This window comes from Kutzneria chonburiensis, assembly GCF_028622115.1.
Lineage (GTDB): Bacteria > Actinomycetota > Actinomycetes > Mycobacteriales > Pseudonocardiaceae > Kutzneria > Kutzneria chonburiensis.
In genome coordinates, this window is record NZ_CP097263.1 from 7,753,592 (window position 1) to 7,772,870 (window position 19,279).

21 protein-coding genes are annotated in these 19,279 nt (G+C 70.5%); 17 read left to right on the plus strand and 4 right to left on the minus strand.

The window, feature by feature from the left end; translation table 11 throughout:
• The first annotated feature begins 4 nt into the window (after positions 1–4).
• Genes folE through M3Q35_RS35875 form a run of 6 tightly spaced genes read left to right on the plus strand, consistent with a single transcriptional unit; the run spans position 5 to position 4,370 of the window.
• Positions 5–631: a GTP cyclohydrolase I FolE gene (gene folE, locus M3Q35_RS35850; RefSeq protein ID WP_273936980.1), complete on the plus strand. Its 627-nt coding sequence runs from the start codon at positions 5–7 to the stop codon at positions 629–631.
• A 39-nt stretch (positions 632–670) separates the two neighbouring features.
• Positions 671–1,474 (plus strand): dihydropteroate synthase, encoded by an 804-nt coding sequence (gene folP / locus M3Q35_RS35855; protein WP_273944599.1) that lies wholly within the window; start codon positions 671–673, stop codon positions 1,472–1,474.
• Positions 1,471–1,833, plus strand: coding sequence for a dihydroneopterin aldolase (folB, locus tag M3Q35_RS35860; protein WP_273936981.1), 363 nt, complete (start codon positions 1,471–1,473; stop codon positions 1,831–1,833). Before folP ends, folB begins: the two co-directional genes overlap by 4 nt.
• A complete protein-coding gene (gene folK / locus M3Q35_RS35865; protein WP_273936982.1) occupies positions 1,830–2,318 on the plus strand; it encodes a 2-amino-4-hydroxy-6-hydroxymethyldihydropteridine diphosphokinase in 489 nt (162 codons plus the stop codon). Before folB ends, folK begins: the two co-directional genes overlap by 4 nt.
• On the plus strand, positions 2,318–2,785 hold the full coding sequence (locus M3Q35_RS35870; RefSeq protein WP_273936983.1) for a DUF3180 domain-containing protein: 468 nt from the start codon (positions 2,318–2,320) through the stop codon (positions 2,783–2,785). The genes folK and M3Q35_RS35870 overlap by 1 nt, the downstream gene beginning before the upstream one ends.
• Positions 2,786–2,843: 58 nt before the next feature.
• Positions 2,844–4,370 carry a DUF6779 domain-containing protein gene (locus M3Q35_RS35875; protein WP_273936984.1) on the plus strand — a complete coding sequence of 509 codons (1,527 nt, stop codon included), beginning with the start codon at positions 2,844–2,846 and terminating at the stop codon, positions 4,368–4,370.
• 1 nt (position 4,371) lies between these two features.
• Here the strand turns inward: M3Q35_RS35875 and M3Q35_RS35880 are convergent, their stop codons facing one another.
• Both M3Q35_RS35880 and M3Q35_RS35885 read right to left on the minus strand, forming a co-directional pair.
• Entirely contained in the window at positions 4,372–5,511 is a 1,140-nt protein-coding gene (locus tag M3Q35_RS35880) for an NADH-quinone oxidoreductase subunit D (RefSeq protein ID WP_273936985.1), read from the minus strand.
• Positions 5,508–6,464 carry an SAM-dependent methyltransferase gene (locus M3Q35_RS35885; protein ID WP_273936986.1) on the minus strand — a complete coding sequence of 319 codons (957 nt, stop codon included), beginning with the start codon at positions 6,462–6,464 and terminating at the stop codon, positions 5,508–5,510. The genes M3Q35_RS35880 and M3Q35_RS35885 overlap by 4 nt, the downstream gene beginning before the upstream one ends.
• 63 nt (positions 6,465–6,527) lie before the next feature.
• Here M3Q35_RS35885 and M3Q35_RS35890 point away from each other — a divergent pair, with 63 nt between their 5' ends.
• The 5 genes from M3Q35_RS35890 to M3Q35_RS35910 all read left to right on the plus strand — a co-directional run bounded on the left by M3Q35_RS35890 (position 6,528) and on the right by M3Q35_RS35910 (position 10,867).
• Positions 6,528–7,688, plus strand: a complete 1,161-nt coding sequence (locus M3Q35_RS35890) for a PrsW family intramembrane metalloprotease (RefSeq protein ID WP_273944600.1) — start codon at positions 6,528–6,530, stop codon at positions 7,686–7,688.
• Between the two features lie 141 nt (positions 7,689–7,829).
• The gene (locus tag M3Q35_RS35895) at positions 7,830–8,723 is read left to right on the plus strand and encodes a Rossmann-like and DUF2520 domain-containing protein (RefSeq protein WP_273936988.1); all 894 of its coding nucleotides are present in this window, start codon (positions 7,830–7,832) and stop codon (positions 8,721–8,723) included.
• A complete protein-coding gene (gene panC / locus M3Q35_RS35900; protein ID WP_273936990.1) occupies positions 8,720–9,610 on the plus strand; it encodes a pantoate--beta-alanine ligase in 891 nt (296 codons plus the stop codon). The genes M3Q35_RS35895 and panC overlap by 4 nt, the downstream gene beginning before the upstream one ends.
• A gap of 12 nt (positions 9,611–9,622) precedes the next feature.
• On the plus strand, positions 9,623–10,087 hold the full coding sequence (gene panD / locus M3Q35_RS35905; RefSeq protein ID WP_273936991.1) for an aspartate 1-decarboxylase: 465 nt from the start codon (positions 9,623–9,625) through the stop codon (positions 10,085–10,087).
• Between the two features lie 6 nt (positions 10,088–10,093).
• Positions 10,094–10,867, plus strand: a complete 774-nt coding sequence (locus M3Q35_RS35910; protein WP_273936992.1) for a type III pantothenate kinase — start codon at positions 10,094–10,096, stop codon at positions 10,865–10,867.
• A gap of 65 nt (positions 10,868–10,932) precedes the next feature.
• On the opposite strand, the gene M3Q35_RS35915 is transcribed toward M3Q35_RS35910, so the two are convergent.
• Entirely contained in the window at positions 10,933–11,694 is a 762-nt protein-coding gene (locus M3Q35_RS35915; RefSeq protein ID WP_273936993.1) for a class I SAM-dependent methyltransferase, read from the minus strand.
• Positions 11,695–11,751: 57 nt separating this feature from the next.
• Here M3Q35_RS35915 and lysS point away from each other — a divergent pair, with 57 nt between their 5' ends.
• The 5 genes from lysS (at position 11,752) to M3Q35_RS35940 (ending at position 17,159) form a co-directional block, all read left to right on the plus strand.
• Complete coding sequence (gene lysS / locus M3Q35_RS35920; protein ID WP_273936994.1) at positions 11,752–13,260, plus strand: lysine--tRNA ligase; 1,509 nt, start codon at positions 11,752–11,754, stop codon at positions 13,258–13,260.
• Positions 13,261–13,380: 120 nt separating this feature from the next.
• Positions 13,381–13,734, plus strand: coding sequence for a histone-like nucleoid-structuring protein Lsr2 (locus M3Q35_RS35925; protein ID WP_273936995.1), 354 nt, complete (start codon positions 13,381–13,383; stop codon positions 13,732–13,734).
• 601 nt (positions 13,735–14,335) lie between these two features.
• Positions 14,336–15,316 (plus strand): FecCD family ABC transporter permease, encoded by a 981-nt coding sequence (locus M3Q35_RS35930; RefSeq protein ID WP_273944602.1) that lies wholly within the window; start codon positions 14,336–14,338, stop codon positions 15,314–15,316.
• On the plus strand, positions 15,313–16,368 hold the full coding sequence (locus tag M3Q35_RS35935; RefSeq protein ID WP_273936996.1) for a FecCD family ABC transporter permease: 1,056 nt from the start codon (positions 15,313–15,315) through the stop codon (positions 16,366–16,368). Before M3Q35_RS35930 ends, M3Q35_RS35935 begins: the two co-directional genes overlap by 4 nt.
• Positions 16,365–17,159 (plus strand): ABC transporter ATP-binding protein, encoded by a 795-nt coding sequence (locus tag M3Q35_RS35940; RefSeq protein ID WP_273936997.1) that lies wholly within the window; start codon positions 16,365–16,367, stop codon positions 17,157–17,159. The genes M3Q35_RS35935 and M3Q35_RS35940 overlap by 4 nt, the downstream gene beginning before the upstream one ends.
• Positions 17,160–17,263: 104 nt before the next feature.
• Here M3Q35_RS35940 and M3Q35_RS35945 read toward each other — a convergent pair whose 3' ends face one another.
• Positions 17,264–18,658 carry an MFS transporter gene (locus M3Q35_RS35945; protein WP_273944603.1) on the minus strand — a complete coding sequence of 465 codons (1,395 nt, stop codon included), beginning with the start codon at positions 18,656–18,658 and terminating at the stop codon, positions 17,264–17,266.
• A gap of 153 nt (positions 18,659–18,811) precedes the next feature.
• Here M3Q35_RS35945 and M3Q35_RS35950 point away from each other — a divergent pair, with 153 nt between their 5' ends.
• A complete protein-coding gene (locus tag M3Q35_RS35950) occupies positions 18,812–19,195 on the plus strand; it encodes a MarR family winged helix-turn-helix transcriptional regulator (protein ID WP_273936998.1) in 384 nt (127 codons plus the stop codon).
• The last annotated feature ends 84 nt before the right edge of the window (positions 19,196–19,279 follow it).

Genomic DNA, 19,279 nt, shown 5'->3' on the forward strand with positions numbered 1-19,279 from the left:
GTGCATGACCAGCACTGTTGGCCGAAGCGGCCCCCTGAGTGGGGCCGCTTCGGCGGCTCACGGCCGGTTCGACCGGGCCAGGGCCGAGGCCGCGGTTCGCGAGCTGCTGATCGCCTGCGGCGAGGACCCGGACCGCGACGGCCTGCGCGACACGCCGGCCCGGGTGGCCCGCTCCTACCGCGAGCTGTTCGCCGGCCTGTACACGGATCCCGAATCCGTGCTGGAGAAGACATTCGACGAAAGCCACGAGGAATTGGTTCTCGTCACCGATATTCCGATGTATTCCACCTGTGAGCACCATTTGGTTCCATTTCATGGTGTTGCGCATATTGGCTACATTCCGAATGGCGACGGTCGGGTGACGGGGTTGTCGAAGCTGGCCAGGCTGGTCGATCTGTACGCGCGGCGGCCGCAGGTGCAGGAGCGGCTGACGTCGCAGATCGCCGATTCGCTTATGACCAAGCTGAATCCGCGCGGGGCGATCGTGGTGATCGAGGCGGAGCATTTGTGCATGGCGATGCGCGGGGTGCGTAAGCCGGGAGCCCGTACGACGACGTCGGCGGTGCGGGGCATTTTCAAGACTTCGGCGACCTCGCGGGCCGAGGCGATCGAACTGATCAAGGGACGTTAGGTGCACAGCCGGTTGCCGAATCCCGACCGCTGCGTCGTGATGGGTGTGGTGAACGTCACGGCCGACTCGTTCTCGGACGGCGGGCGGTATCTACGGACCGACGACGCCATCAGGCACGGCCTTGAGCTGTGGGCGGAAGGCGCGGACCTGGTGGACGTGGGCGGCGAGTCGACGCGGCCGGGCGCGGACCGGGTGGACGCGGACGTGGAGATCGCCCGGGTGGTGCCGGTGATCGAGCAGCTGACGGCCGAAGGTGTGCTGGTCAGCGTGGACACGACCAGGGCGGTGGTGGCCGACGCGGCGCTGGACGCGGGCGCGGCGGTGGTCAACGACGTGTCGGGCGGCCTGGCCGACCCGCAGATGGCCAAGGTGGTCGCGAGCTCGGGAGCGCCATGGATCCTGATGCACTGGCGCGGCCACAGCAAGAACATGAACGACCTGGCGACCTATCGGGACGTGGTGGCCGAGGTGCGCGACGAGCTGTCGGCCCGGGTGGATGCAGCGCTGGCGGCCGGGGTGTCGGCCGAGGCGCTGGTGTTGGACCCGGGACTGGGCTTTGCCAAGCAGCGCGAGCACGACTGGGCCCTGCTGCACGGCCTGGACCAGCTGCTCGGTCTGGGTTTCCCACTGCTGGTCGGCGCTTCCCGCAAACGCTTTCTGGGTGCGCTGTTGGCCGACGCCGACGGCAACCCGAGACCGCCGGATGGGCGTGAGGTGGCGACGACGACGGTCACGGCGCTGGCGGCGGCGGCCGGGGTGTGGGGTGTGCGAGTGCACGACGTCCGCCGGTCGATGGACGCGGCGCTGGTGGTGCGGGCCTGGCAGAGGGGAAGCGGCGAATGAGTGACCGGATCACGCTGACCGGGTTGCGCGTGTTCGGCTATCACGGCGTGTTCGAGCACGAGAAGCGCGACGGACAGGACTTCCTGATCGACGTGACGGTCTGGCTGGACCTGACGGCCGCGGCGGCGAGCGACGACCTGACCCAGACCGTGCACTACGGCGAGCTGGCCGAGCGGGTGGCGGCGATCGTGGCCGGCGACCCGCGCGATCTCATCGAGACGGTCGCCGGCGACATCGCCGACGAGGTGCTGACCGACGAACGGGTCGGCGAGGTGGAAGTGACCGTGCACAAGCCGTCGGCACCGATCCCACTGTCCTTCCAGGACGTCGCGGTCACGGTGCGCAGGACGCGCTCGTGACGCGGGCGGTGTTGTCGCTGGGGTCCAACCTGGGCGACCGGTTCGCGTTCCTCCAGGGCGCGGTGACGGGCCTGCGTGACCACGTTCGTGCGGTGTCCCCGGTGTACGAGACGGCGGCGTGGGGCGTGGAGGAGCAGCCGGACTTCCTGAACGCCATCGTCATCGTGCAGGCCGACGACGTCGACGAGTGGGGCTGGCTGGCCAAGGGACAGGCCTTGGAGAACGAGGCCGGTCGCGTGCGGACGCTGCACTGGGGTCCGCGCACGCTTGATGTCGATGTGGTCACTGTGGACGGTGTGACTTCTGAGCATCCCGATTTGCTGTTGCCGCATCCGGGCACCCCGGAGCGGGCCACGGTGCTCATCCCGTGGCTGGATGTCGAGCCTGACGCGGTTTTGCCGGGGCACGGCCCGATCGCCGAGGTCATGGCCGGTGTGAGCGTGGCAGGCGTGCGCCGCCGGGACGATCTCCGGCTGGAGTGGTGATGAAGTTCACGAGATTTCGGGACCTGTTGGCAGTCGCGCTGGTAGCGGGCCTGCTGACCGTCCTCGTGCTCCGACTGGTCTACGCGGCGCTGCCGACCCTGCCGCGGTTGGCCGGCGTGACCTTCGGCGTGCTGGCCGTGGTCGAGGCGATCCTGGCCTGGCAGCTGCGCAACCGCATCGCCGGCAAGCCGGGGGTGCGGCCGGTGGAGCCGTTGACCGCGGCGCGGGCGGTCGCGCTGGCCAAGGCGTCGTCGCTGGTGGGCGCGCTCATGTCCGGGGTGTGGATCGCGGTGGTGCTGACCGTGCTGCCGCTGGCCGCGGTGTCCTCGGCGGCGGCCGATGACCGGACCACGGGCCTGGTCGGACTGGTCGGTTCGGCGGCACTGGTTGCCGCCGCTTTGTGGTTGGAACACTGCTGCAAGACGCCGGATCCCCCGCAGCAGGATGACAACGTCGGTCTCCGTTGAGGGGCCAATCGGGTCCGGGTAGGTCTCGTTCGGGTAACTGACCGGTACCGTAGAGCCCATGACCGGCCGCAGCGGCTTGACCGAAGGCGAGCGCGGTGACAGTCGTGGATACGGTCGGCTACTCCTGGTAGCGGTTCTCGTCCTGGCCATCGCCGCGACCGCCGTGCTCGTCCTGAGCAACGACGCGAGGTTCTTGCGCCTCGGCGTCCTCGCCGCGCTGTGGGCCGCCCTCGTCGGCGCCTTCCTCGCCGTGAAGTACCGCAGAGAAGCCGCGGCCAGCGAGGACGAGGTCGCCGACCTGCAGGCCGTCTATGAGCTGGAGCTGGAGCGCGAGGTCGCGGCCCGCCGCGAGTACGAGCTGGAGATCGAGGCCGAGACCCGTCGCCGGGTCGAGGAGGAGTCGCGGGAGGACCTGGAGGCGCTGCGCGGTGAGCTGCGCGCCCTGCGGGAGAACCTCGAGGCGCTGCTGGGCGGCGAGGTGCTGGTCGAGCGGGTGGCGCTGCGCGCGGAGTCGACGCGGATGCGGTCGCTGTCCGACCAGTCGCGGCTGCTGGCCGTTGGCGAGGACCGGATCATCGCCAAGGAGGACCGCAAGCCGATCACCGTCGGTTCGGTCCGCAAGGAGACGCCGGCCGACAAGTCGCCGGCCACCGAGCTGATCGAACGCATTCCGCACGAGCCGCTGCGGGCCAAGGAGCAGGCGCCGCGCCGTCCGGAGCCGAGCCGTCCGGAGGCGACCCGCCAGCCCAGCCGCAGCAACGCCCAGACCGAGGCGCTGAGCCGGTCGGCAGCGGCCGGACAGGCCCGGCGAGAGCCGCAGCGTCCGGCCCAGCCGGCCGCCACCCAGTTCGTGAACCGCCCGGCCGCCGCGAAGGCAGCCGAGCCGCGGCCGGCCGAGCGTCGGCCCGAGGCCCGCCCGCCGGAGACCCGTCAGCCTGAGCCGCGCAAGCCGGCCGCCGGTGTGCCCAACGTCGTCGGCATGCGGGTGCAGCCCTCACAGGCCCTGTCGCAGCCGATGCGGGCGCCGGACGCGCGTGAGCCGCGTCGTGCCGAGCCGCCGCGTGCGCCGCAGCAGCAGCCTCAACAGCAGCCCCAGCGCCCCGAGCCGGCCGCCGCAACGATGGCCATGCGCCTCAATCCGGAGATGAAGCAGCAGGCGCCAAGCCGTCAGCCGGCTACTGCCCCCGTGGATGCTGCCGGTCGCCGTCGTCGGCCCGAGGCCGCGAACGAGGCCACTCAGATGAGCCCGCGGCCCACGCCGGCCGAGACGTCCGGCCGTCGTCGCCGTCCCGAGCCCGCGCAGCAGGCGGCCGCCGCGCCGCCGCCCGAGGTGGACGGCCCGGTGTGGGACCCCGAGCTGGGCGACTGGGTGCCGAACTCGCTGGAGCTGCCGATCCCGGTGCGCACCGCGCCGCCGGTCGCGCCGCCGCCCGGCCCGGTGCCGTCGGCCCCGCCGCCGCCCGTGACGCCGCCGCCGGTCGTCGACACCGGCGCGCACGCCGCCGGCAAGTCCGTCAGCGAGCTGCTGGCCTCGTTGGGCCAGGAAGAGTCGCGCGGCCGCCGTCGCCGCCGTAGCGAGGACTAGCTCACTTGTCGATGTCGCCGACCACGACCGCGAAGGAACCGAGCACCGCGGGCAGGTCGGCCACCGCAGTTCCAGGCAGTAGAGCCGACAGCGCCTGCACATTGTTGAACGACGGTGTGCGGAGCTTGAGTCGCCACGGAGTCTTCTCGCCGCGTGAGGCCAGGTGCACGCCGGAAATGCCCAGCGGGGCCTCGGTCCACACGTAGACGGAGCCCTCGGGTGCCTTGACCGCCTTGGGCAGCCGCAGGTTCACCGGTCCGGACGGCAGCTCGTCGAGGATCCCGGCGATCAGCCGCAGCGACAGCTCGATCTCGCCGACGACACACCCGACGCGGGTCAAGGCGTCGCCATCAGTGCCCACTACGGGCTGGAAGTCTTGGTACGCAAGGTGTTCGCCGTCGCGGCGCAGGTCGACGTCGACGCCGCTGGCCCGCCCGGTCGGCCCCGTGACACCCAGCGCCAGCGCGGCTTCGTGACTGAGGACGCCGAGTCCGGCATGGCGCTCACGAAACGCGGTGCTGTCCACAGTGGACACGCGAATCGCCGGCAGCAGCTCGGACAACGTCGTCAACAATGCCCGCACATTGGGGATCCAGGTCGCGGGCACGTCTTCGCGCAGGCCGCCGATCCGGTTGGCCATGAAGTGGATCCGCCCGCCGGACGCCTGCTCCATCACCGCCTGCACGGCCTCGCGACCCTGCACCGCAGCAGTCGTGCCGGCCGTCGGCTCGCCGGTGAGCTGACGGGTCAGCGGGGCCAGGAACACCAGGTGCGCCAGCATCCGGTTCAACTCGCACAGCACCATGCGCAGCCGAACTGCCCGCGGCGGCACGTCCATGCCGGTCATGCGCTCCACGGCCAGTGCGACGGTGAGCTCGTTGCAGAAGGCGGCCAGCCAGTCGTGCCGGTTGGCCAGGGTGAGCACCTGCCGGTAGTCGCGGACCTCGAACAGCTTCTCCGCGCCGCGGTGCAGGTGCCCGACCAGCGGCTCGGCCTCGGTGACCACGTTGTCCTCGACGCCCAGCCGCAACCGGTACGCGCCGTGGGCCGACGGGTGCAGCGGGCCGAGGTCGATGACGTGGTCGACGCCGAGGTACTTGGCGCCCGCGCCGACGCCGACGGTGATCTGCACGGGTGTCATGCTCGCACGAGGCTGATCGGCGCGTTTCGGGGACAGAGCAGCCAGTGGAAGCCGCCGAGCCCGGCCGAATCACGCAGCTCCGCCACCCGGCCGGCCCGGGCCGTCGCCGCCATCCAGGCCGCCGGATCGGTCAGCGCGAGCCCCGCCGCTGGCTGATCACCGGCAATCCCCAAGGCCGCCAACGCTTCCCGCTGTGTCAGGAGCTCGCCGGGTGCGACGGCCCGCACCGAGTCGAAGGCGACGTGGGCGGTGATGTCACAGCTGCCGTCCGGCACCGGCGGCACCTGCCGTCCATGCCGGTAGCCGGTCAGCGAGCCGGCGAACGGCCGCGAGGCCAGGAAATGCCCGTAGTCCACGGCCAGCGCGGCGCCGGCGACCACCCGGGACACCAGGTCCGCCCACGCCGCGTCCCGCCCCGACCCGATCTCGGCCCGCTGCCCCTCGGCCGCCAACGGCCACCAGGCGTCCAGCCAAGGCGAGGACACCGGATCGCCCAAGGATTCCGTGCCATCGGTGGCCACCTCGACCTCGACGGTCCTTTGCCCGTGCATCTGCACAACGCGGCACGGCAGCGAGTCCAGCCACTCGTGGGCGATGACCAAACCCGTCACCTGATCGGGCAATTCCGACGACCACTCGACGCCGGCCGGCAACTCCGGCCGGGTCAGCTCCACGGCGCGCACCCGTAGCCGTCCGCCGAAGCGCTCGGACCGTGCGAACACCTGCGCCGCCAGCTCGCCGCCGCCGGCCCCCACATCCACGAAATCCAGCGGATTCGGCCGGTCCAGGGCCATGTCCACCCGGTCCAGCAGGACCACCACCGCCTCGGCCAGCTCCGGCCCGACCAAGGGGGAGGTGCGGAAGTGGTCAGCCGGGCGCGCGCCGCCGGCGAAGAAGCCTTTCGGGCCGTAGAGCGCTGCCCGCCAAGCCGAATGCCAGTCGTGCAGTGCCATCACGTCAACCTCATGGCCCTATGGTTCATCCCCGTGACGACAGCAGCGCCACGGACCCGGACCGTGCTGGCCCCGGCGGTCGGACTGATCGCCCTCGGGCTGGCCGCACTTGTCCTGCTGGGACTCGGAGTGGGCAAGGTAGGACCGCTCGGCGTCGCGGTCGGCGCGGCCGCCGCGCTGTTGCCGGTCGGCCCGGTGATCGCGGCGTTCCTGTGGATAGACCGCTGGGAGCCCGAGCCGGCGAGGCTGCTGTGGGTGGCTTTCCTGTGGGGCGCCTGCGGGGCGACGATCTGCTCGCTGCTGCTCAACAGCACCGCCGAGACGCTGGGCGACATCGTGCTGGGACACGGCAACGGGCACACCCTCGCGGCCGTGGCCACCGCGCCGGTCGCCGAGGAGGCGGCCAAGGGCATCTTCCTGGTCGGGCTGCTGGTGTGGCGGCGGCAGGAGTTCGACGGTCTGGTCGACGGCATCGTCTACGCCGGTTTCGTCGCCACCGGCTTCGCCTTCACCGAGAACATCGAGTACTTCGGGCTGGCCTTCGTGAAGTACGGCTTCGGCGGCGCGACCGGCGGCGTGATCGGGGCTTTCGTGCTGCGCGGGGTGCTCGCGCCGTTCACGCATCCGCTGTTCACCGGCATGACCGGGATCGGCATCGGGATCGCGGCCCGCAGCGTGAGCAAGCGGGTCCGGATCATCGCGCCGATCATCGGCTACGTGTGCGCGGTGCTGCTGCACTCGCTGTGGAACTCCTCGGCCACCCTCGGCGGTGCGGACACGTTTCTGATCGTCTACTTCCTGGTGATCCTGCCGATCCTGGGCGCGATGGCCTGGCTGGTGGTGTGGCAGCGGCGGCGTGAGCAGCGGGTGGTGACGGCGCAGCTGCCGGGCATGGCGGCCAACGGCTGGATCGCCGACAGCGAGGTGTCGCTGCTGTCCAGCCTGACCGGTCGTCGAGGCTGGCGGGCAGCGGTGCGCAAGCGGGCCGGCAGCAACGCGGCCAAGGCCGTGTACGCCTACCAGACCGCCGCGACGGAATTGGCGTTTCTGCGGGACGCCGTCGAGCACGGCACCGCCGGACCCGATGCCGACGAGCGACAGCGGCATCTGTTGAAGACCATGTTGGCCGCTCGGCAGGCGGCGGTGAACGCCCCCGACGCGCTGCGGGCCACCCGTCACCACCTCGATGGGCGTGAGAACGGCACGGATGGCCTGCGCGCATGACCGACCCGGCCTCAGCCGGGTCCGCGGCACCCGTGAAACTAGTCACGGCCAGGCGGCTGGATCGCGAACTGCGGTTAGCCTCGTCCGGTCCGGTACCCGGCGTCTGATCGGGCCTGGAACAGCAATAAGGGAGCTCCTGCCATGACCCGCCCCGCCCGGCTCGCCGTGGGCGTGGTGTCCGCCGGCAGGGTCGGTTCGGTGCTCGGCGCCGCGCTGGCCCGGGCGGGCCACGTCGTCGTGGCGGCGTCCGCCGTCTCCAAGGCGTCGGTGCGCCGGGCCGAGGAGCTGCTGCCGGACGTGCCGCTGCTGCCGCCGGACGAAGTCGCCGCCCGTGCCGACCTCGTGCTGCTGGCCGTGCCGGACGACGCCCTCGGTGGCCTCGTCCGCGGCCTGGTGGCGACGGATTCGTTGCGTGCCGGCCAGATCGTGGTGCATACCTCGGGGGCGCACGGCGTCGACGTGCTGCGACCGGCCGCCGAGGTCGGGGTGCTGCCGCTGGCCCTGCACCCGGCGATGACCTTCACCGGCCGCGCCGAGGACCTGCACCGCGTGGTGGCGTGCTGCGTCGGCGTGACGGCTGGCGAGGACGACATGGCCGGCTGGAACGTCGGCGAGGCGCTGGTCGTGGAGATGGGCGCGGAGCCGGTGCGCGTGCCCGAGGCCGTGCGCCCGCTCTACCACGCGGCGTTGACCCACGGCGCGAATCACCTGGCCACGCTCGTCACCGAATGCGTGGACTTGCTACGCAATGCGGGCATCGAACCGGCCGAGCGGGTGATCAGCCCGCTGCTGTCGGCGGCCCTGGACAACGCGCTGCGCCACGGTGACCGCGCTTTGACCGGCCCGGTCGCCCGCGGCGACGCCGGCACCGTCCGCAAGCACATCACCGTGCTGCGCGACGCCGCGCCGGCGACCGTGCCGGCGTACCTGGCGCTGGCCCGCCGCACCGCGAGCCGCGCCGCCGACGCCGGCGTGCTGCGTGCGGACGCCGTGCCCGAGATCCTTTCCGTGCTCGACGAGGAGACCGAGAGATGAACCTGACCCGGACCGACTACGCGCCCGGGCAGCTCACCGTGCACGCCAGCCCGGAGAAGCTGGGCCGGGTCACCAGGGCGCTGCGGGTAGCCGGCCGCAAGGTCGTGCTGGTGCCGACCATGGGTGCGCTGCACGAGGGCCACCTGGAGCTGATCCGCCGGGCCAAGCGCTTCGCCGGCACGGTCGTCGTGGTGTCGATCTTCGTGAATCCCTTGCAGTTCGGGGCCAACGAGGACATCGACCGCTACCCGCGGCCGCTGGAGGCCGACCTGGACAAGCTCCGGGCCGAGGGCGTGGATCTGGCCTTCACGCCTGGCGTTGAGGACATGTACCCGGAGACGCCGCAGATCTCCGTGCAGGCCGGGCCGCTCGGCGACGAGCTGGAGGGCGCGGTCCGCAAGGGCCACTTCGCCGGCGTGCTGACCGTGGTGGCCAAGCTGTTCAACATCGTCCGGCCGGACATGGCCTTCTTCGGGGAGAAGGACTACCAGCAGCTGACGCTGATCCGCCGGATGGTCCGCGAGCTCCAGTTCGACGTGAAGGTGGTCGGCGTGCCGATCATCAGGGAGGCCGACGGCCTGGCCCTGTCCTCCCGCAACGTCTACCTGAACGCCGAGCAGCGGGAGGCCGCCGTGGCGCTGTCCGCCGCGCTGGCCGCGGGCCGCCATGCCGGCTTCGACGGCGCCGAGGCCGCGCTGAAGGCCGCGGGTGACGTGCTGGCGGCGCAGGACGGCGTCGAGGTGTTCTACCTCGAGCTGCGCTCGCCCGACCTCGGCCCCGCGCCGGCCACCGGCGACGCGCGGCTGCTGGTCGCCGCCAGGGTCGGGGACACCCGGCTGATCGACAATGCCGCGGTGCAGCTCGGCGCCGTGGTCGCGAACCAGTAGAGGGGGACGGACATGTTCCGGACAATGCTGAAGTCCAAGATCCACAGAGCCACGGTGACCCAGGCCGACCTGCACTACGTCGGCTCGGTGACCATCGACGAGGACCTGATGCAGGCGGCCGACCTGCTGCCCGGCGAGCAGGTGTGCATCGTCGACGTGACCAACGGGGCCCGGCTCGAGACCTACGTCATCCCCGGCGAGCGGGGCAGCGGCGTGATCGGCATCAACGGCGCCGCCGCGCACCTGGTGCACCCCGGCGACCTGGTCATCCTCATCTCGTACGGCGTGATGGACGAGATCGAGTCCATCGCCTACCGGCCGAAGGTGATCTTCGTCGACGCCGACAACAAGATCCTCGACCGCGGCGACGACCCGGCCCACGCGCCGTTCGGCTCCGGCCTGACCTCCGGGGCCGCGGTGCACGCCGAGACCTCCGACGCGGCCCGGCTCGACGCCATGCTCCGGGCGGAGGCGTAAGCGCCCGTGCTGCTGTGCGTCGACATCGGCAACACCAACATCTCCCTCGGGCTGTACCGGGGAGATGAGCTGGTGCACGACTGGCGGATGCGCACCGACCCCCGGATGACCGCCGACGAGCTGGCGCTGGGCATGCGAGGCATGCTCGGCCCGCTGGCCGACCAGGTCGCCGGCGTGTCGGCGCTGTCGACCGTGCCGGCGGTGCTGCGGGAGCTGCGAGTCATGCTCGGCCGCTACTACGGCAATGTGCCGCGGATCGTGGTGCAGCCGGGCGTGCGGACCGGGGTGCCGCTGCTCGTCGACAACCCCAAGGAGGTGGGCGGCGACCGGCTGGTGAACACGATGGCCGCTCACCATCTGTACGGAACCGCCTGTGTGGTGGCCGATTTCGGCACCGTGACCAATATCGACGTGTCCACGGCCAAGGGCGAGTTCCTCGGTGGCGCGTTCCTGGCCGGCGTGGAGATCTCCGCCGAGGCGCTGGCCGTCAGCGGCGCGCAGCTGCGCAAGGTCGAGGTGGCGCGACCGCGGTCGGTGATCGGCCGCACCACCGTGGAATGCCTGCAGTCGGGGTTGCTGTACGGCTACGCCGGCCAGGTCGACGGCCTGGTCCGGCGGATGACCCGTGAGCTCGATGCAGCCGGCGCCGGGCCGGTCAACGTGATCGGCACCGGCGGCTTGGCCCCGGTGATCGTGCCGGAGACCGAGACGATCCAGCACCACGTGCCCGAGTTGACCTTGCTCGGGCTGCGCCTAGTCTACGAGCGCAACGCCACCTAACCCCCATTTTTGCCACATGCGCTTCCTATGTGGCGTCAGGTGCCACATAGGAAGCGCATGTGCCGTCAAGGGGTGGCGCGGACGGTGCGGAGGACCTCGGTGCGCAGGGGGTAGTCGAACTCGCCGTCGGCGGTCTGCGGCTGGGACTTCAGGTAGGCGAGCATCGCGTCCAACGTCTCGGTGCGTGCCGGCTCGGCCATGGTCAGGAACAGCGAGTGCGTGCTGGCCGTGGCGACCAGCGACTCCGCGGTCCGCCGCTGGGTGTGCCGGAACTCCTGCTGCGCCAGCTCGCCGAACGGTCCGAGATCCACCGGCAGGTCGATGCCCCGCTTGTTCTGGCGGTTGTCGGTCGAGGAGTGGATGCGGTCCAGGTTCCGCACCCATTCGATGCTCAGGTCGTCGTCGTTCCACAGCCCGGCCAGCGCGCCGCCGGGCCGCAGCACCCGGCCGATCTCCGGCAGCGCCTTCTCGTGGTCGAACCAGTGCAGGGCCTGCCCGACCAGCACCGCGTCCACCGACGCGTCGGCCAGCGGGATCTGCTCCGCGGTCCCGGACAGCGCCGTGACCGCCGGCATCAGCGCCGCCAGCTCGGCCCGCATCGCGTCGTCCGGCTCGACCGCGACGACGTCCAGCCCGAGCGAGGCGATCACCGCGGTCAGCTTCCCGGTGCCGGCGGCCAGATCCAGCACGGTCGGCGTCGCCGTGCTGACCGGCGCCAGTGCCCACCGGACCGCGTCGACCGGATAGTCGGGACGGTGCTCGGCGTAGTCGGCCGCCCGGCTGCCGAACGAGGACGCCCGCCTGGAGATCAACTCATCGCGTGCCATGGCCTCGAAGTTATCCGGTTCGTGGTAACGGCGGGTGAGTCCGTAACCTTGTGAGCCGTGACCGAACACAACCCTTCCCATTCCGCCGCGGACGACGACCTTCCCGAGCAGCTCCGCATCCGCCGGGAGAAGCGTGAGCGGATGCTGGAACGGGGTGTGCAGCCCTATCCGGTCGAGCTGCCGCGGACCCACACGCTGAGCGAGGTCCGCGAATCGCACACGGATCTGGCGCCGGACACCGCGACCGGCGACATCGTCGGCGTGACCGGCCGCGTGATGTTCATCCGCAACACCGGCAAGCTCTGCTTCGCCACGTTGCGTGAGGGCGACGGAACCGAACTCCAGGCGATGCTCAGCCTCGCGCAGGTCGGGGAAGAGGCCCTTTCCGACTGGAAGTCCACGGTGGACCTCGGCGATCACGTATTCGTTCACGGCGAGGTCATCACCTCGCGTCGTGGTGAACTCTCGGTGATGGCCGACGAGTGGCGGATGGCGGCCAAGTCGGTTCGCCCGCTGCCGGTGGCGCACAAGGAGCTCGCCGAGGAAACGCGCATTCGGCAGCGTTACGTCGACCTGATCGTTCGGCCGCAGGCCATGCAGACCGTCAAGACGCGGGCCGGTGTTGTGCGATCGCTGCGTGAATCGTTCCACGGCCGGGGTTTCCTCGAAGTCGAGACGCCGATGCTGCAAACGTTGCAGGGTGGTGCCAGCGCTCGTCCGTTCGTCACACACTCGAACGCGCTCGGCATTGACCTGTTCCTGCGGATCGCGCCGGAGCTTTACCTCAAGCGCTGTGTGGTCGGCGGTATCGAGAAGGTCTTCGAGATCAACAGGAACTTCCGGAACGAGGGATCCGACTCCTCGCACTCGCCGGAGTTCGCGATGCTCGAGTTCTACCAGGCTTATGGCACGTACGACTCGATGGCCGTGCTGACCAGGCAGCTCATCCAGGAGGCGGCCCAGTCCGTGCTGGGCACCCAGGTCGCCACGCTGGCCGACGGCAGCGAGTACGACCTGTCCGGCGACTGGACGACGCTGACCATGTACGGGTCGCTGTCCGAGGCGCTGGACTCGGAGATCACCCCGCAGACCCCGGCCGAGCTGCTGCGCAAGCACGCCGACTCCCGTGGGCTCGAGGTCGATCCGAAGCTCGGGCACGGAAAGCTCGTCGAAGAACTGTGGGAGCACCTGGTCGGCGACCACCTGCACGCGCCGACATTCGTACGCGATTTCCCGGTGGAGACCTCGCCGCTGACCCGTGAGCACCGGGATACGCCGGGACTTGCCGAGAAGTGGGACCTCTACGTCCGCGGATTCGAGCTGGCCACCGGTTACTCCGAGTTGGTCGATCCGGTGGTGGAGCGGCAGCGTCTGGTCGACCAGGCCCGGCTGGCCGCGGCCGGCGACGACGAGGCGATGCCGGTGGATGAGGACTTTCTGCGTTCGTTGGAGTACGGAATGCCACCGAGCGGTGGTGTCGGAATGGGCATCGATCGGCTCCTGATGGCGCTCACCGGTCTCGGTATCCGGGAGACGATCCTGTTCCCACTCGTGCGACCCGAATGAGGTGTTTCGGCGGCTGCCATTGACGGGGCGCGATAGATATGCGCTAATCTGTCCCCGAGGCAGATTTCAGGGCAGCCGCCGATACTCATTCCGCGGCGTACTTGGTGTAGGAGGCCGCTCATGGCGCAGAAGGTGACTGTTGCCCTGATCGACGACCTGGACGGGTCCGAGGCCAGTGAGACTCTCGAGTTCGCTCTCGATGGCGTGTCGTACCAGATCGATCTTTCGTCGGGCAATGCGAACAAGCTGCGTGACGGATTGGCGTCATTCGTCGCATCGGCGCGCCGTTCCGGTGGCCGCAAGCGCGCCGCCGGCCGGCCCCTCGGCGGTGGCGGCAAGGCGCCCCGTCCGGCCGCGGCCGACCGTGAGCAGAACCAGGCCATTCGGGAATGGGCTCGTAAGCAGGGCATGAAGGTGTCCGACCGGGGCCGCATCCCGGCCGAGGTCCTGGACGCCTACCACCAGCAGGCCTGAGCCGTAGCTTCCCGCCGAAGGGCCGTCCGCACGGACGGCCCTTCCGCGTGTCCGGGCTTTTCCGGCCCTGACATGCGGATCCCCGCGGTTGTCCACAGCCCTCAGCGCTTCCGTCCGTCTATCCACAGGCTCCGCCGCTCCAAGATCAACGCGGCGTTTCCGCTGGTAGAATGGACCGGGGATGGCCCCCTTGGGTTGGGTGGGCCGTGTTTTGGGCGGCCGGGGCGTGGGGACGGTCCTGCGTTCGGGTGCTGGCCCGCTTCGGATTCCGGCCCCGCCGAGATGTCTGCCGCTTTGGATTCCGGCCCGTCGAGGTGTCCGCCCGCGGCGTGTCCGCCTGCGGAGTGTCTGCTCGCTGCGGATTCCGGCCCGTCGATGTGTCTGCCTGCGGCGTGTCCGCCTGCCCTGGTGTCTGCCTGCCGAGGTGTTCGCCTGCGGAGGTGTCTGCCCGGCGAGGTGTCTGCCTGCCGGGGCCCGGGCCCGTCCTCTGGTTGTTGCCTGCTCAACCAGGCCCCGCTCTTCCCCTCCCCGTACTGCGGTTAGGCTAACCAAAGTCTGAGGAGGAGGGCTGGTGGGCGCACTCGCGCGGCGTCGTCGGCGCATGGTGGGGCTGCTCGTCCTGCTCGGACTGGCCGTCATCGCGGTGCTGGCCAGCATCGCCATCGGGTCCAAGCCGATCGGGCTGGACGGGGTGTGGCACGGGCTCCTGACCCCCACCGGCAGCGAGAACGACATCATCATCCGGTCGCTGCGCGTCCCGAGGACGGAACTGGCGGTGCTGGCGGGTGTCGCGCTGGGGGTGGCGGGGGCGCTGATCCAAGGCCACACGCGCAACCCGCTGGCCGACCCGGGACTGCTCGGCGTCACGAGCGGGGCGGCGTTCGCGGTGGTGGTGGGGATCTTCGCGTTCGGCATGACGAGCCTGTACAGCTACGTCTGGCTGGCCTTCCTCGGCGCGGTCGCGACGACGGCGCTGGTGTTCCTGCTGGGGGCGGCGGGTCGTGGGGGACCGACGCCGCTGACCCTGGCGCTGGCGGGGGCGGCGGTCAGTGGGCTGATGGTCGGACTGATCTCGGCGATGGCGGTGATCGACCAACAGAGCCTGGAAGCGTTCCGGTTCTGGCGGGTGGGCGCGGTGGCCGGCCGCGATCCGGTGATCATCGGGCAGGTGCTGCCGTTCCTGGCGGTGGGCCTGGTGCTGGCGCTGGCCAACGCGCCGGGCCTGAATGCCCTGTCGCTGGGTGAAGACGTGGCCCGCTCGATCGGCCAACACGTGCTGAGGACCCGAATCCTGGGCATCGTGGCGATCACGCTGCTGACCGGCGGTGCGGTGGCGGCGTGCGGGCCGATCGGCTTCGTGGGCCTGGTGGTGCCGCACGTGGCCCGCTTCATCACCGGCCCGGACCACCGCTGGCTGCTGCCGTACTCGGGACTGATCGGCGCGGTCCTGCTGCTGGTGGCCGACATCATCGGCCGGGTGATCGCCTGGCCGAGCGAACTCCAGGTGGGCATCGTGCTGGCGCTGATCGGCGCGCCGGTGTTCGTGGGCATCGTGCGGCGCAAGCGGATGGTGCGACTGTGACGGCATTGCCAGGCCTGAAGCTCGGCCCGGTCGGACTGCGGTTCCGCCTGCGGCCGCTGGTGGTGCCGCTCATCGCCCTGGCCGTGACGGTCTTCGTGGTGGCGCTGAACATCCGCCTCGGCGACTTCCCGATGTCGGTCGGCGACGTGCTGCGCGTGCTGGTCGGCGGCGCCGACGCGGCCGAGCAGTACATCGTCTTCGACCTGCGGCTGCCGCGAACGCTGACCGGCCTGCTGATCGGGGCGGCGTTCGGCGTTTCCGGCGCGATCACGCAAGCCATCTCCCGCAACCCGTTGGCCAGCCCCGATGTCCTCGGTGTCACGCCGGGTGCCTCGGCCGGCGCGGTCGGCGTGATCGTGCTGGCCAGCACGTACGGCGGCGCGGCCAGCATCGCGGCGGCCATCGGCCTGCCGGTGGCGGCGCTGATCGGCGGCCTGCTGTCGGCCGCGCTGGTCTACCTGCTGGCCTGGCGGCGCGGCGTGGACGGTTACCGGCTCGTGCTGGTCGGCATCGGCGTGCAGGCGTTCATGCTCAACCTCACGTACTGGCTGCTCACGATCGGCGACATCAGCCAGGCCGGCCAAGCGCTGGTGTGGATCACCGGCAGCCTCAACGGCCGCAGCTGGGGCGACCTGATCCCGGTAGCCGTGGCGCTGGCCCTGTTCCTGCCGTTGTCGCTGGTCGGCGCGCACGCGCTGGGGGCGCTCCAGTTCGACGACGACACCGTGCGCAACCTGGGCACACGGGTGGAGCTGAGCCGGTTCGCATTGATCCTGATCGCGGTCATCCTGGCCGCCATCGCGACCGCAGCTGCCGGCCCGGTGTTCTTCGTCGCGCTGGCCACGCCGCAGATCGCCCAACGCCTCGCCGGCACCGCCCGGCCGCCGCTGGTGGCCTCCGCGATCATCGGTGCGCTCCTGGTCAGCGTCTCGGATCTGGTGGCGCGCACGGCTTTTGGCATCGAGCTGCCGGTCGGCGTGGTCACGGCCGTGCTCGGTGCGCCCTACCTGATGTTCCTGATCATTCGTAAGCGCCGGGAGGTGCGGGCGTGACGCCACGACTGCGGGCCGAGTCGCTTCAACTCGGCTACGGCGACTCGCTCGTCGTCGACGGGCTCGACCTGGACGTCGTCGCCGGCACCGTGACCGCGGTGATCGGCCCCAACGGCTGCGGCAAGTCCACTCTGCTCCGGGCCATGGGCCGGCTGCTCGCGCCGCGCGGCGGGCAGGTGCTGTTGGACGGCAAGCGCATCGACAAGATGCCCACCAAGGAGGTCGCCAAGATCCTCGGCGTGCTGCCGCAGTCGCCGCAGGCCCCCGAGGGACTCACCGTCGCCGACCTTGTCGCGCGCGGCCGGCACCCGCATCAGGCCTGGTATCGGCAGTGGTCGTCCGACGATCATGTGGCCATCGACGAGGCGCTGGAGATGACCGGTATGACCGAGTTCGCCGAGCGGACGCTCGACCAGCTCTCCGGCGGCCAGCGGCAGCGGGCGTGGATCTCCATGGCGTTGGCCCAGGGCACCGAGCTGCTTCTGCTCGACGAGCCCACGACGTACCTCGACCTCGCCCACCAGGTCGACGTGCTGGACCTGGTGCAACGACTGCACAGCGAGCTGGGGCGGACAGTCGTGATGGTGCTGCACGACCTCAATCTCGCCGCCCGCTACGCCGACCGGCTTGTCGCCCTGCGCGCCGGCAAGGTCGTCGCCCAGGGCAAGCCGCACGACGTGTTGACGGAGGACCTGCTCCGGGACGTCTTCGACCTGGAGGCCAAGGTCATCGACGACCCCGTCGCCGGCACACCCTTGGTCGTCCCGATCGGCACCCGGCACCGTACCTGAAACGCCACATGCGCTTCCTATGTGGCGTCAGACGCCACATAGGAAGCGCATGTGGTTTTACCGATGGCTCGCCGACTCCCCCACAGAATCCGGCGAACCGGGGATCAGACCTGGGCGAACTCCGGCTCCGGGGCGGCCTCCGCAGCCTTCTGCTCACGCGGCTTGCGCAGCCCGCTGATCGTCACGGTGGCGATCAGGCCGAGCAGCGCCACGCCGGTCACCACCGCCAGCGCCGGGTGGTAGCTGGCGACGACCTCGGCGGTGGTCCGCGGCGTGACGGCGTTGAGCACCGCGGTCACCACGGCCAGCGCGATGGCCCCGCCGACCTGGAAGGACGTCTGGACCAGGCCGGCGGCCAGACCCTGCTCATCGTCCGCGACACCGGTGGTGGCCTGCATGTTCAGCGCCGGGAAGGACAGCGCGAAGCCGATGCCGACCAGGATCATGCTGGGCAGGATGGCGATCGCGTAGTTCGGGTTGGCGTCGATCTGCAGGAACAGGCCGTAGGCCACGACGAACGCGGCCAGGCCGACGGCGATCACCCGGCCGGAGCCGAAGCGGTTGACCAGCGCGCCGGTGCGCGGCCCGCCGAAGGCGACGATCAGGCCGGCCGGCAGGAAGGCCAGCGCCATGCTCAGCGGCGACCAGTGCAGCAGCGACTGCATGTAGATGGTGCCGATGAACTGGAAGCCGGCGTACGAGCCGAACACGGCCATCGCGGTCAGGTCGGCCGACAGCACGTTCTTGTTGCGCAGGATGCCCAGCCGCAGCAGCGGGTGCGCCACCCGGCGTTCGATGATCACGAAGGCGACGACCAGCGCGATCACCACGGCGAACGAGCCGAGCGTGAGCGGCGAGGCCCAGCCCACCGCGGACGCCGAGACGACGGTGTAGACGAGCAGCAGCAGCGCGAGCGTGCTGGTGACGGCGCCAAGCACGTCGTAGCCCTGTCGAGGGCCGTCGGGTCGACCGTGGTTGGGGATGAGCTTGATGCCGAGCAGCAGCACCAGGACGGCGAACGGGGCCGGCATCAGGAAGGTCCAGCGCCAGCCGACCTCGGTCATCAGGCCGCCGAGGATCAGGCCGGAGGAGAAGCCGCTGGCGCCGAAGGCCGTGTAGATGGACAGCGCCCGGTTGCGGGCCGGGCCCTCCGGGAACGTGGTGGTGATGATCGACAGGCCGGCCGGTGCGGTGAACGCGGCGGCGGCGCCCTTGATGAAGCGGGCGGCGATCAGCAGGGTCGGGTCGTCGACCAGGCCGCCGAGCAGCGACGCGGCGGCGAACACGCCCAGCGCGATCAGCAGCACGCGGCGGCGGCCGAGTAGGTCGGCGGTACGGCCGCCGAGCAGCAGGAAGCCGCCGTAGCCGAGCACGTAGCCGGAGATCACCCACTGCAGTGAGGAGGTGGTCATGTGCAGCTCGGAGCCGATCGAGGGCAGCGCGACGCCGACCATGGAGACGTCGAGGCCGTCCAGGAACAGCACGCCGCACAGCAGCATCAGTGCCGCCCACAGGCTGGCGGGCCAACGCGCGCCGGGTTGGGCGGACAGGGCGGGTGTTGCGGGTGTGGTCACGTCGGTAGACACTACATGCATGTGCATCTAATGCAAGCGGATTTAATGCGTTGGAATTTTATGACGGCGAGGACTAAGATGCGGGGCGTGACCGAGAACGAGCTCGTCAGCACCTGGCGCGACCTGCTGGGGCGCTACCACGCCACGTGGTGCGCGCTGGATCGTGAGCTGCGTGAGGGGCACGGCCTCGGGGCCAGCGAGTTCGAGGTGCTCGACCAGCTCGCGGAGAGCTGCTGCGACAAGCCGGCGATACGGATGCAGGAGCTCGGCAAGAGCGTCCAGCTCAGTCAGAGTGCCCTGTCGAGGGTCGTTGCGCGGCTCGAAGCTGACGGACTGGTGACTCGAGCTCTGTGCGCCGACGATCGTCGGGGGATCTACGTCGAGTTGACGGAGGACGGCCGGTCCCGGCACGCCGCCGCGGCCCCGGTCCATCGGTCGGTGCTGGCCGCCAATCTGAGCTGAGGCTGTCCGATTTTCACCCTTTTGGTGACCCCGCTCACAGTGAATGTCAGCTGATGGTGGCTTGTTCGCGGTAAGCGGACAGTG

Excerpts from the sequence above, each read along its gene's own strand:
- folE (WP_273936980.1), top strand. The coding sequence starts at position 5 with ATGACCAGCACTGTTGGCCGAAGCGGCCCCCTGAGTGGGGCCGCTTCG.
- folP (WP_273944599.1), top strand. The coding sequence starts at position 671 with ATGGGTGTGGTGAACGTCACGGCCGACTCGTTCTCGGACGGCGGGCGG.
- folB (WP_273936981.1), top strand. The coding sequence starts at position 1,471 with ATGAGTGACCGGATCACGCTGACCGGGTTGCGCGTGTTCGGCTATCAC.
- M3Q35_RS35870 (WP_273936983.1), top strand. The coding sequence starts at position 2,318 with ATGAAGTTCACGAGATTTCGGGACCTGTTGGCAGTCGCGCTGGTAGCG.
- M3Q35_RS35875 (WP_273936984.1), top strand. The coding sequence starts at position 2,844 with ATGACCGGCCGCAGCGGCTTGACCGAAGGCGAGCGCGGTGACAGTCGT.
- M3Q35_RS35880 (WP_273936985.1), bottom strand. The coding sequence starts at position 5,511 with ATGACACCCGTGCAGATCACCGTCGGCGTCGGCGCGGGCGCCAAGTAC.
- M3Q35_RS35885 (WP_273936986.1), bottom strand. The coding sequence starts at position 6,464 with ATGGCACTGCACGACTGGCATTCGGCTTGGCGGGCAGCGCTCTACGGC.
- M3Q35_RS35895 (WP_273936988.1), top strand. The coding sequence starts at position 7,830 with ATGACCCGCCCCGCCCGGCTCGCCGTGGGCGTGGTGTCCGCCGGCAGG.
- panC (WP_273936990.1), top strand. The coding sequence starts at position 8,720 with ATGAACCTGACCCGGACCGACTACGCGCCCGGGCAGCTCACCGTGCAC.
- panD (WP_273936991.1), top strand. The coding sequence starts at position 9,623 with ATGTTCCGGACAATGCTGAAGTCCAAGATCCACAGAGCCACGGTGACC.
- M3Q35_RS35915 (WP_273936993.1), bottom strand. The coding sequence starts at position 11,694 with ATGGCACGCGATGAGTTGATCTCCAGGCGGGCGTCCTCGTTCGGCAGC.
- M3Q35_RS35925 (WP_273936995.1), top strand. The coding sequence starts at position 13,381 with ATGGCGCAGAAGGTGACTGTTGCCCTGATCGACGACCTGGACGGGTCC.
- M3Q35_RS35930 (WP_273944602.1), top strand. The coding sequence starts at position 14,336 with ATGGTGGGGCTGCTCGTCCTGCTCGGACTGGCCGTCATCGCGGTGCTG.
- M3Q35_RS35945 (WP_273944603.1), bottom strand. The coding sequence starts at position 18,658 with ATGCTGCTGTGCGGCGTGCTGTTCCTGGACGGCCTCGACGTCTCCATG.
- M3Q35_RS35950 (WP_273936998.1), top strand. The coding sequence starts at position 18,812 with ATGCGGGGCGTGACCGAGAACGAGCTCGTCAGCACCTGGCGCGACCTG.